Origin of the sequence: Mycobacterium sp. (genome assembly GCF_044342925.1) — a bacterium.
Classification (GTDB): Bacteria; Actinomycetota; Actinomycetes; order Mycobacteriales; family Mycobacteriaceae; genus Mycobacterium.
Genome location: NZ_JBIIOV010000112.1, coordinates 1 through 10988 on the forward strand (window position 1 = coordinate 1; position 10988 = coordinate 10988).

General features: G+C 70.0%; 12 protein-coding genes. 8 read left to right on the forward strand and 4 right to left on the reverse strand.

Features of this window, described 5'->3' with window-relative positions:
• Window positions 1-103 precede the first annotated feature (103 nt).
• Window positions 104-985 carry a universal stress protein gene (locus ADBZ6I_RS12225; RefSeq protein WP_526384171.1) on the reverse strand — a complete coding sequence of 294 codons (882 nt, stop codon included), beginning with the start codon at window positions 983-985 and terminating at the stop codon, window positions 104-106.
• Window positions 982-2454: an amino acid permease gene (locus ADBZ6I_RS12230; RefSeq protein ID WP_526384173.1), complete on the reverse strand. Its 1473-nt coding sequence runs from the start codon at window positions 2452-2454 to the stop codon at window positions 982-984. Before ADBZ6I_RS12230 ends, ADBZ6I_RS12225 begins: the two co-directional genes overlap by 4 nt.
• Window positions 2455-2618: 164 nt before the next feature.
• On the opposite strand from ADBZ6I_RS12230, the gene ADBZ6I_RS12235 reads away from it, so the two are divergent.
• Window positions 2619-3827 carry an NAD(P)/FAD-dependent oxidoreductase gene (locus ADBZ6I_RS12235; protein ID WP_526384175.1) on the forward strand — a complete coding sequence of 403 codons (1209 nt, stop codon included), beginning with the start codon at window positions 2619-2621 and terminating at the stop codon, window positions 3825-3827.
• 17 nt (window positions 3828-3844) lie between these two features.
• On the opposite strand, the gene mftR is transcribed toward ADBZ6I_RS12235, so the two are convergent.
• Window positions 3845-4423 carry a mycofactocin system transcriptional regulator MftR gene (gene mftR, locus ADBZ6I_RS12240; RefSeq protein ID WP_526384177.1) on the reverse strand — a complete coding sequence of 193 codons (579 nt, stop codon included), beginning with the start codon at window positions 4421-4423 and terminating at the stop codon, window positions 3845-3847.
• A gap of 114 nt (window positions 4424-4537) precedes the next feature.
• On the opposite strand from mftR, the gene mftA reads away from it, so the two are divergent.
• The 7 genes from mftA to mftG are packed head-to-tail and all read left to right on the forward strand — an operon-like array spanning window position 4538 to window position 10714.
• The gene (gene mftA, locus ADBZ6I_RS12245) at window positions 4538-4636 is read left to right on the forward strand and encodes a mycofactocin precursor MftA (RefSeq protein ID WP_526384179.1); all 99 of its coding nucleotides are present in this window, start codon (window positions 4538-4540) and stop codon (window positions 4634-4636) included.
• Complete coding sequence (gene mftB, locus ADBZ6I_RS12250) at window positions 4621-4911, forward strand: mycofactocin biosynthesis chaperone MftB (RefSeq protein WP_526384191.1); 291 nt, start codon at window positions 4621-4623, stop codon at window positions 4909-4911. The genes mftA and mftB overlap by 16 nt, the downstream gene beginning before the upstream one ends.
• Window positions 4908-6065 (forward strand): mycofactocin radical SAM maturase, encoded by a 1158-nt coding sequence (gene mftC, locus ADBZ6I_RS12255; RefSeq protein WP_526384181.1) that lies wholly within the window; start codon window positions 4908-4910, stop codon window positions 6063-6065. The genes mftB and mftC overlap by 4 nt, the downstream gene beginning before the upstream one ends.
• Window positions 6065-7261, forward strand: a complete 1197-nt coding sequence (gene mftD, locus ADBZ6I_RS12260; protein WP_526384183.1) for a pre-mycofactocin synthase MftD — start codon at window positions 6065-6067, stop codon at window positions 7259-7261. Before mftC ends, mftD begins: the two co-directional genes overlap by 1 nt.
• Window positions 7216-7974: a mycofactocin biosynthesis peptidyl-dipeptidase MftE gene (gene mftE, locus ADBZ6I_RS12265; protein WP_526384193.1), complete on the forward strand. Its 759-nt coding sequence runs from the start codon at window positions 7216-7218 to the stop codon at window positions 7972-7974. Before mftD ends, mftE begins: the two co-directional genes overlap by 46 nt.
• Window positions 7971-9377, forward strand: a complete 1407-nt coding sequence (gene mftF, locus ADBZ6I_RS12270; protein WP_526384185.1) for a mycofactocin biosynthesis glycosyltransferase MftF — start codon at window positions 7971-7973, stop codon at window positions 9375-9377. The genes mftE and mftF overlap by 4 nt, the downstream gene beginning before the upstream one ends.
• Window positions 9374-10714, forward strand: coding sequence for a mycofactocin dehydrogenase MftG (gene mftG, locus ADBZ6I_RS12275; RefSeq protein WP_526384187.1), 1341 nt, complete (start codon window positions 9374-9376; stop codon window positions 10712-10714). Before mftF ends, mftG begins: the two co-directional genes overlap by 4 nt.
• A gap of 10 nt (window positions 10715-10724) precedes the next feature.
• Here mftG and ADBZ6I_RS12280 read toward each other — a convergent pair.
• Window positions 10725-10988: cytochrome P450 (locus ADBZ6I_RS12280; RefSeq protein ID WP_526384189.1), on the reverse strand; the 264-nt coding region annotated here is incomplete at its 5' end.

The following is a 10988-nucleotide window of genomic DNA, read 5'->3' on the forward strand; positions in this document are numbered from 1 at the left end:
CCATTGGGTCGGGCGTGATGAAGTACTGAATCACGCCATTGGGTCGGGCGTGATGAAGTACTGAATCACGCCATTGGGTCGGGCGTGATGAAGTACTGAGCAGCTACCCCGGCAGCACCAGCACCGGCACCGGACTCACCCGCAGAATCTTGGCCCCTCGCGAGCCGAGGAACACCCGCGCGATGCCGTCCCGCGGGGAAGTGCCCAGCGCCAGGATCTCGCCTTCCTGCCACTCGGCGTCGTCGAGCGCCTGATCCCAGCCGTTGCCGCTGACTACCTGCAGCTCGACGTCCTCGTCCACGATGCCGTCGGTCCGCAATTGCGCCAGCAGCTCGGCGGCCTGGTTCTCCCAGGCCGAGAGGATCGAATCCTCGGCGTGCAGGCCGACTTCCGGTGGGTACATGGTGCGGCCACGAACCGCGAAGGTGATGACCCGCAGTGGCACCTCGAGCCGCTTCGCCAGCTCAGCCATCTGCCGCACCACCTCGACCGACTGCGGGGTGCCGGGGTAGCCGCAGGTGATGCGGGTCAGCCGTCCTCCGCGGGGAATACGGTAGCCGCGCGTCGCGATCGCGATGGGCGCCGGGCACGAGTGGAGCAGGTGGTCGGCGGTGGTGCCCACCACTACCTGTCCGTGCGCCCCGCTCGCCGACGAGCCCAGCACTAATACCTCGGCGTCGAGTTCGTTGACCACCTCGGTCAGGCCGCCGGACGCCGACCGGTGCGCGTGGCTGTGGAAGGCGACTTCGACGGGCTCGCCGAGTGCGGCGAGCTCGCGCTGCGCCTCCCGGGCCGAGTCGGCGGCGAGCTGGTCAGCCCACGCCGCGTACTCGGCGTCCACCCGGGCGGGCGATGGGAACGTCCACGGCTTGGGCACGATCGTCGCCACGGTCAGCGAGGTGCGTAGCGTTCGCGCTGCCCCCACCGCGAGATGCAGGGGCGCCGCCCCACTCTTGCCGGCCAGGTAGCCGACGACGACGGTCACGGCACATCCCGTGGCGGGTGGATGACCTCGACGCCGGCCACGTCGAGAGCTGCCGGACGGTTCAGCGCGCTGTGGTGACGGCCCCAGACGAAGTAGAACGTCAGGAACACCGAGACCCACAGTGCGAAAGCCACCCAGGTGTGCCAGGAGAGGCTGTACAGGATGTAGCCGCAGGCGATGATCGCTAGCGCCGGTGTCACCGGGTACCCGGGCACCTTGAACCCGCGGGGCAGGTCGGGCTCGCGGCGCCGCAGCAGCACCACGCCGACGGCCACCACGATGAACGCCGTCAGGGTGCCGATCGACACCAGGTCGGCCAGGTAGTCCAGCGGGATGAAGCCAGCCAGGATGGACACCACGATGGCCACGACGATGGTGTTGTTGACCGGGGTCATCGACCGCGGATCGACTTTGGCGAACATCGATGGCAGCAGTCCATCGCGGCCCATCGCGAACAGGATGCGGGTCTGGCCGTAGAGCGTCACCAGCGTCACCGAGAAGATTGAGATCACCGCGCCGACGGCCAGCACGGTGCCCCAGTAGGTGGCCCCGGTGACGTTGTCCAGGATGGTGGCCAGGCCGGCTTTCTGGCCTTCGAAGTCCGGCCAGTCCTGCGCACCGAGGGCGGCGAAGGCGACCAGCAGATAAACCGTCGTCACCGTGAGCAGGGCGGCGATGATGGCCTTGGGCATGGTCTTCTGCGGGTCCTTCACCTCGTCGCCGGCGGTGGAGACCGCGTCCAGGCCGATGTAGGAGAAGAAAATGGTGCCCGCGGCGGCGCCGACGCCCGCGACGCCGAACGGCGCGAATTCGGCGAACCGATCGGTGTCGAAGGCGGTGAAGGCGATCACCGAGAACATCAGCAGAACGCTGAGCTTGATGATCACCATGATGGCGTTGACCTTGGCCGATTCGCTGGCCCCTCGGATCAGCAGCAACGCGCACAAGCTCACCAGAATCACGGCGGGCAGATTGACGATGCCGGGCTCGGCGTCCCAGGGTGCGGCCGATATCGCGTCGGGCAGCCGGAACCCGAGGAAGTTCTCCAGCAGTTTGTTGACGTACTGGCTCCAGCCCACCGCCACTGCGGCCGTCGACACCCCGTATTCCAGCAGCAGACAGGCAGCCACACCCATCGCCACCGCCTCGCCCAGGGTGGTGTAGGCGTAGGAGTAGGTGGACCCGGACACCGGCACCGCCGAGGCCAGCTCGGCGTAGCAGATCGCGGCCAGCCCCGCGGCCAGCCCGGCGACCAGGAACGAGATGATGACGCTCGGTCCGGCTTTCGGAACAGCTTGGGAGAGAACGAAGAAGATGCCGGTGCCGACGGTCGCGCCGACGCCGAACATGGTCAGCTGGAAAACGCCGATGGATCGCTTGAGGTTCTCCGACGCGCCATGGGCCACCGGTGCGCCGATCACGGGGCGCCGGCGCAGCATCTGTTCGGTCAGAGGTATCGGGGCCGTCATCGCGGGCTCCTTTGAGTTTGCGGGACTAGGCAGATTATGGGCCCGCTTCGGCCGGCGCGCTCGCTAACCAGCGGGGGGAAACGAACCTCCATGGCAAAACCGGGGCGTCCTTGAGGCCCACCGCGCCCCACGGGACCAGCCAGCCATCGTGTAAGAAAAGCCTCGTGGGCAAAGCCAGCGGGATCGTCATAGTCGGGGGCGGATTGGCAGCCGCGCGGACCGCCGAGCAGCTGCGCAAGGCCGGCTACACCGATCCGGTCGCCATCGTCAGCGACGAGCCGCACCTGCCCTACGACCGTCCGCCGCTGTCCAAGGACGTGCTGCAGCAGTCCGAGAAGGCGCTCGACGACGTTCTGCTCAAGCCAGCCGAGTTCTATGCCGACAACGACATCGCGCTGCGGCTCGGGGCCGCCGCACAGTCGCTGGACACCGCCGCGCGGACGCTGACCCTGACCGACGGCACCGTACTGGACTACGACCAGCTCGTGATCGCCACCGGTCTGGTGCCCAAGCGCATCCCGTCGTTCCCCGATCTGGCCGGTATCCGGGTGCTGCGCTCCTTCGGCGACGCCATGGAGTTGCGCGAGCACGCCGGCTCGGCGCGCCGGGCCGTCATCGTCGGCGGCGGTTTCATCGGCTGCGAGGTTGGCGCCAGCCTGCGCAGTCTTGGGGTTGATGTGGTTCTCGTCGAACCGCAGCCGGCCCCACTGGCCGGCGTGCTGGGCGAGCAGATCGGCCAGCTGGTGGCCCGGCTGCACCGCGACGAGGGCGTGGACGTGCGCACCGGGGTGGGTGTGGCCGAGGTCCGCGGTTCCGCCGAGGGCGACGTCACCGCCGTGGAGCTGACCGACAGCACCGTGCTCGAGGCCGACCTGGTCGTCGTCGGCATCGGGTCCCGGCCGGCCACCGACTGGCTGGTGGGTAGCGGGGTGGCGCTGGACAACGGCGTGGTCTGCGACGAAGTGGGCCGCACCAGCGAGCCGCACGTCTGGGCGCTCGGCGATGTCGCGTCCTGGCGCGACGCGAGCGGTCGCCAGGTGCGGGTGGAGCATTGGAGCAACGTGGCCGAGCAGGCCCGCGTGCTGGTGCCGGCGATGCTGGGCGCCGGCCCGGGAAGTAACGAGGTGCCGACCTTGACCGTGGTGCCGTACTTCTGGAGCGACCAGTACGACGTCAAGATCCAGTGCCTCGGCCAACCGGAGGCCGGCGACGTGGTGCACGTCGTCGAGGACGACGGCCGCAAGTTCCTGGCCTACTACGAACGTGACGGTGTGCTGTCCGGCGTGGTCGGCGGCGGCATGCCCGGCAAGGTGATGAAGGCGCGCGCCAAGATCGCCGCTCGCGCGCCTATCGGCGAGGTGCTCGGCTCCTGAAGCTCGGTGCTCGGGGCCTACAGCCCAGCCGCCGCCGCGTCGAAGGCCGCGCCGAGGGCGTGGCGCAGCGACACCGTTTCGTCGCCCAGCCAGTACTCGTAGGCGGCCAGCGCCACCCCCAGCATCAGCCACGCGACGGTTTGCGGCGTCAGGTCCTGCGGGCCGGCGTCGGTGCGCCGAGCCACGAATCGGGCCACCACCTCGCGCCAACCGGCGTACATCGTCATCGAGTAGGCCTGCAGCTCGGGGGTTTGCAGAATCACCCGCATGCGCTGGCGATGCCGCGCGGCTTCGGAGTCGTCGAAGGTGTTGAAGTCCAGGAGCGCCCCCCGCAGCGCGGTTGTCAGCGGCAGATCCGGGTCGGTGCCGTCCAGCAGCGCCGTGAAATGCCGCAGGTGTGCGTCGAAGTCGCCCCACGGGATCGCGTTCTTCGACGCGTAGTAGCGGAACAGGGTCCGGCGCGAGATCCCTGCCCCGACCGCGATGTCATCGACGCTGACACTGGCGAATCCGTAGGCGACGAACAAGTCCAGGGCGATGTCGGCGATCTGCTCGGGCGTGGTGGAGCGGCGCCGCCCGACCCGTGCAGTACCCATCGTCGACAAAAACCTTCCCTTTGCGGCATCTGATGCCATATTCTGGCCGTCTTGACGGTCGAATGTCGACAATCGCCCGAACTATGAAGAGCGCCCAACGGAAAGGAGTGCCGCATGGAGCACACCCAGAACGAGACCGGGTCCGCAACCGAACTGGTGGCCGAGAGCATGGTCGAAGAGGTCTCCATCGACGGGATGTGCGGGGTCTACTGATCGACCGCACGCTGACCCTGCGCCTGCATCATCAGGTGGCGATCCGCCCTGAGCCGTTCGGCGCGCTGCTCTACCACTTCGGCACCCGCAAGCTGTCGTTCCTGAAGAACCGCACCATCTTGGCCGTCGTCCAATCGCTGGCCGACCACCCCGACGTCGGCTCGGCACTGTCGGCCGCCGGTGTCGGGCCGGGTGACGAGGGGCCCTACCTGCACGCCCTCGGCGTGCTCGCCGATTCCCACATGTTGGTGTCCGTGAATGGAGAGGTCCCATGACTTCAGGACTTATCGCTGCGTTCGAGCGCGGCCTCGATGCCCCCATCTGCCTGACCTGGGAGCTCACCTACGCCTGCAATCTGGCCTGCGTGCACTGCTTGTCCTCGTCGGGCCGGCGCGATCCGCGTGAGCTCTCCACCGAGCAGTGCAAGGCGATCATCGACGAGCTCGAGCGCATGCAGGTGTTCTACGTCAACATCGGTGGCGGCGAGCCCACCGTGCGGGCCGACTTCTGGGAACTGGTGGACTACGCCACCGCCCACCACGTCGGAGTGAAGTTCTCCACCAACGGTGTTCGCATCACGCCGGAGGTCGCGGCCCGGCTGGCCGCCAGCGACTACGTGGACGTCCAGATCTCGGTGGACGGCGCCACCGCCGACGTCAACGACGCCGTCCGCGGATCGGGTTCCTTCGCGATGGCGGTGCGGGCGCTGGAAAACCTTGCCGCGGCAGGTTATTCGAATCCCAAGATCTCGGTGGTCGTCACCCGGCACAACGTCGATCAGCTCGACGACTTCAAAGCCCTGGCCGACCGCTACGACGCGACGCTGCGGATCACCCGGCTGCGGCCGTCGGGCCGGGGCGCCGACGTGTGGGACGAGTTGCACCCCACCGCCGCCCAACAGGTACAGCTGTACGACTGGCTGGTGGCCAACGGTGAGCGGGTGCTCACCGGCGACTCTTTCTTCCACCTGTCCGGCCTCGGCGAGCCCGGCGCGCTGGCCGGGCTGAACATGTGCGGAGCCGGCCGGGTGGTCTGCCTGATCGACCCGGTAGGCGACGTGTACGCCTGCCCGTTCGCCATCCACGACCGCTTCCTGGCCGGCAACGTCGTCTCCGACGGCGGTTTCGGCCCGGTCTGGCGGGATTCGGAACTGTTCACCGAGCTGCGCCGCCCGCAGTCGGCCGGCGCGTGCGGCAGCTGCGGCCATTACGACAGCTGCCGGGGCGGCTGCATGGCGGCGAAATTCTTCACCGGCCTGCCGATGGACGGCCCTGATCCCGAATGCGTCCAGGGGTACGGCGCCCCGGCGCTGGCCGCCGACCGCGAGACCCCCCGGCCGCGGGTCGACCACTCCCGCACCGTGATGCTGACCCTGGCCCGCCCACCCGCCAAAGCCCCCAGCAAGCCCTGCAACGAAAGCCCCGTCTAATGGCTCGTGATCTCTGGTTCGAAACCGTCGCCGTCGCGCAGGAGCGCGCCAAGAAGCGGCTGCCCAAGGCCGTCTACTCGGCCCTGCTGGCCGGCAGTGAGAAGGGTCTGACCTACTCCGACAACGTCGAGGCGTTCTCCGAGTTGGGCTTCGCGCCGCACGTCATCGGTGCCACCGACAAGCGTGACCTGGCCACGACGGTGATGGGCCAGGACATCGCCCTGCCGGTGCTGATCTCACCCACCGGCGTGCAGGCGGTGCACCCCGACGGCGAGGTGGCGGTGGCGCGGGCCGCCGCTGCCCGCGGCACCGCGATGGGGTTGTCGTCTTTCGCCAGCAAGCCCATCGAAGAGGTCATCGCGGCCAACCCGAAGACCTTCTTCCAGATCTACTGGCTGGGCGGGCGCGACGCGATCGCCGAGCGCGCCGAGCGCGCCCGCGCGGCAGGTGCGGTCGGTCTGATCGTCACCACCGACTGGAGCTTCTCGCACGGCCGGGACTGGGGCAGCCCCAAGATCCCCGAGAAGATGGACATCAAGACCGCCATCAAGATGTCCCCGCAGGGCCTGGTGCGGCCCAGCTGGTTCCTGGAATGGGCCAAGACCCTCAAACCCCCGACGCTGACCGCGCCCAACCAGGGCCCGCGCGGCGCGGCCGGGCCGCCGTTCTTCGCCGCCTACGGCGAGTGGATGGGCACCCCGCCGCCCACCTGGGAGGACATCGCCTGGTTGCGCGAGGTGTGGGGCGGGCCGTTCATGCTCAAGGGCGTGATGCGCGTCGACGACGCCCGGCGCGCGGTGGACGCCGGTGTTACGGCCATCTCAGTGTCCAACCACGGCGGAAACAATCTCGACGGAACCCCGGCCACCATCCGGGCGCTGCCGGCCATCGCCGACGCCGTCGGCGGCCAGGTTGAGGTGCTGCTCGACGGCGGCGTCCGCCGGGGCAGCGACGTGGTGAAGGCGCTGGCGCTGGGCGCGCGGGCGGTGATGATCGGCCGGGCCTACCTGTGGGGGCTGGCGGCGGCCGGCCAGGCGGGTGTGGAGAACGTGCTTGACATCTTCAGCGGCGGCATCGAGTCCGCGCTGCGCGGGCTGGGCGCATCGTCGGTTCACGACATCACCCGCGATGATGTCCTGATTCCGCCGGGATTTGCCAGAACCCTCGGCGCGCCGCGGTCTACCATCGCGGAGTGATCGTCGGGACCGAACTGGGGGAGTGCACATACTCCCAGCTCGACGGCACGGCGCCTGTGCTGATGGTGCCTGTCGGTTCGACCGAACAGCACGGTCCGCACCTGCCACTGGATACCGACACCCGCATCGCGACGGCCGTTGCCGGCAGCGTGGCCACCCGACTCGGTCACCTGCTCGCCCCGGCCATCCCGTACGGGGCATCCGGAGAGCACCAGAGTTTCCCCGGCACCATCTCGATCGGCACCGCGGCCCTGACCGCGGTGTTGACGGAGTACGCCCGTTCGGCGTGCGAGTGGGCGCCGCGACTGGTGTTCGTCAACGGCCACGGCGGCAATCTCGACGCGCTGCGGTCGGCCACCGCGACGTTGCGCCGGGAGGGGCGTGACGCCGGCTGGGTCAGCGTGGGTAGGACGGCGCCCGGCGACTCGGCCGCCGACTTCCATGCCGGGCATACCGAAACCTCACTGCTGCTGCATCTTTCACCGCAGGCGGTGCGCCGCGAGCGCTGCGTCCGGGGCAATACCGCGCCGCTGGCCGAGCTGATGCCGGCTCTGCGCAGTGGTGGTGTCGCGGCGGTCAGCCCGTCCGGTGTGCTGGGCGATCCCACCACCGCCACCGCCGCGGCGGGGTCCCGGATCTTCGCCGACATGGTCGCCGACTGCCTGGGCCGGATTCGCCAGTGGCGGCCCGGGCCGGACGGGATGCTGGGATGACGCGGCTGCCCGACGGCTTCGCCGTCCAGGTGGACCGGCGGGTGAAGACGCTGGGCTCCGGTTCGGCACTGCTGGGCGGGTCACCGACCCGGCTGCTGCGGCTGGCGCCGGCCGCCCAGAGCATGCTCGACGACGGCAGGCTTCAGGTTCGCGACGCCGCCAGCGCGGATCTGGCCCGCGCCCTGCTCGACGCCACCGTCGCCCACCCCAGACCCGCGGGCGGCCCGTCCTACCGCGACGTCACCGTGGTGATCCCGGTGCGGGACAACGCCGCCGGGGTGCAGCGTCTGGTGATGGCGCTGCGCGGACTTCGGGTGATCGTCGTCGACGACGGATCCGCCGAGCCGCTGACCCACAGCCTGTTCGACGGCGCCCTGTGTGAGCTCGAGATCCTGCGGCACCCGAGTAGCCGCGGACCCTCGGCCGCCCGCAACACCGGTTTGGCGTGGTCGCACACCGAATTCGTAGCCTTCCTCGACGCCGACGTGCTGCCCCGGCGGGGCTGGCTGGAAGCGCTGCTCGGCCACTTCTGCGATCCCACCGTGGCGCTGGTGGCCCCACGCATCGTGGCACTGCACGCCGACGACGGAGTGGTGGCCCGCTACGAGGCGGTGCGGTCGGCGCTGGACCTCGGCGAGCGGGAGGCGCCCGTGGTGCCCTACGGGCCGGTGTCCTATGTGCCCAGTGCGGCGATCGTCTGCCGTCGCTCCGAGGTGGTCGCCGCCGGCGGCTTCGACGAGGGTCTGCGGTCCGGCGAGGACGTGGACCTGTGCTGGCGGCTGCTGGACACCGGCTCGCGGCTGCGTTACGAACCGGTGGCTCTGGTGGCTCATGAGCACCGGACCGATTTGCGACAGTGGTTGGCGCGCAGGGCGTTCTACGGGGGGTCGGCCGCACCGCTGGCGCAGCGCCACCCGGACAACATCGCACCGGTGGTCATTCCGCTGTTCTCCCTGCTGGCCTGGGCGTCGTTGGCCACCGGCACGGCAGCCGGCGTGATGGCCGGCACGGTGTTCGCCGGGCTGTACGCGCGCAAGGTGAGCAAGACCGTCGGTAACACCGGGGTCACCGCACCCGACGCCGCGACGCTGGCCGCGCGCGGCCTGGGTCACGGCGCGGTGCAACTGTCCACGGCGGCGTGCCGGCACTACTGGCCGGCCGCCGTGGCCGGCGCGGTGCTGTCCAAGCGGTGCCGGCGAGCGGTGGCGGCCGCGGCGGTGGTCGACGCGGTCCACGGCTGGGCGACCCGCCGTCGCCTGCCCGACGAAGGCGGCAAACCGATCGGTCCGGTCGGTTACATGGCGCTCCAACGGCTCGACGACCTCGCCTACGGCGCCGGGCTGTGGTCAGGAGTGATCCGGCAGCGCACCGTCGTGCCGCTGCGCCCCGACATCAAGCGGTGAGCACCGCGTCAGACGTCCTGATCGTCGGCGCTGGTAGCGCGGGTTCGATTCTGGCCGAACGCCTTTCGGCGGACCCGTCGCGCTGCGTGACGGTGCTGGAGGCCGGCCCGGACCGCCGCGAACCCACCATCCGGGCGCTGACCGACCCCGCGGCGGTGCTGCCGATCGAGCCGGGCAGCCCGGTGGTCCGCCGTTACCCGACCGCGCTCACCGGCGACCCGCCGCGGTGGGCGGAGATCGTGCGCGGTTGCTGCCTTGGCGGCTCGGGAGCGGTCAACGGCGGCTACTTCTGCCGGCCGCCGACCGCCGACTTCGACGATGTGGGGCCGGGCTGGTCGTGGGTCGACGTCGAACCGCACTTCCGGGCCGTCGAACACCGGATCGCCACCCACCGGGAGAGCGAATTCGCTGACCCGACAGCGGCGTTCGTTGCCGCTGCCGAAACAGCCGGGTTTCGGTGGCTGCCCGACCTCAACGCCGACCCGGTCGGCAGCAACACCCCACCGGGCCTTGCCGCGGTGCCGCTGAACATCGGCGACGGCGTCCGGCGCGGTCCGGGGGCGGTCTTCCTGGAGCCTGCCCTGGACCGGCCCAACCTCACCGCGCTCACCGGCGTTCGGGTGACCGGCCTGCTCGTCTCGGATCACCGCGTCGTCGGGGTGCACGCCGTAGGGCCGCACGGGCCGGTGCGGCTGCACGCCGACCGGGTGGTGCTCTGCGCCGGTGCGGTGCAGACGGCTCATCTGCTGCTGAGCTCCGGGATCGGACCGGCGCGGGACTTGGCGGACCTCGGCATCCCGGTGCTCGCCGACCTTCCGGCGGGACAACGGTTTTCCGACCACCCGGAGTGGGTGATGAGCACCGGTTGGGAGGGCGTCGACGGCCATCCGGTGCTGGAGGCCGTCCTGGTGACCGACGTGCTGGAGGTCCGGCCCTACACCACCGGGTTCGGATCGCCGTCCCCGAATATCGGGGTCGCTCTGATGCGCCCGCGGGCCCGGGGCCGGCTGACATTGGTGTCGGCCGACCCCGACATCGCCCCCCGTATCGAGCACCGCTACGACAGCGAGCCCGCCGACATCGCCGACCTACGCCGCGGTGCCGAGCTGGTGGCGGAAATAACCCGCGGTGCAACCGAACTCGGCGCAGCGGTCTGGTCGACCTCGCAACACCTCTGCGGCACCGCCCCGATCGGCACGGTCGTCGATCCGCAGTGCCGGGTGTTCGGCGTGGACGGGCTGTCGGTGGTCGACGGCTCGATACTGCCGACGGTTCCCGGCCGGGGACCGCACGCCGCCATCGCGATGCTGGCGCACCGCGCCGCTGAATTTTTCTAGCGTTCTTCGGTTAGCTCAGCTCGCAGCGGATCGGCAGGTGCTTGAGGCCGCCGACGAAGGTGGTGGCCATGAGTTCGGGCTCGCCGGCCAACTCGATGGATGTGATCCGGGGCACCAGTTCGGTGAAGAAGCTGTTGATCTCCATCCGGGCCAGCGCCGCACCGAGGCAGAAGTGCACACCGTGCCCGAAGGACAGGTGCTTGTTGGGGTCGCGGCCGACGTCGAAGCGCATCGGGTCGGCGAACACGTCCTCGTCGCGGTTGGCCGAGACGTA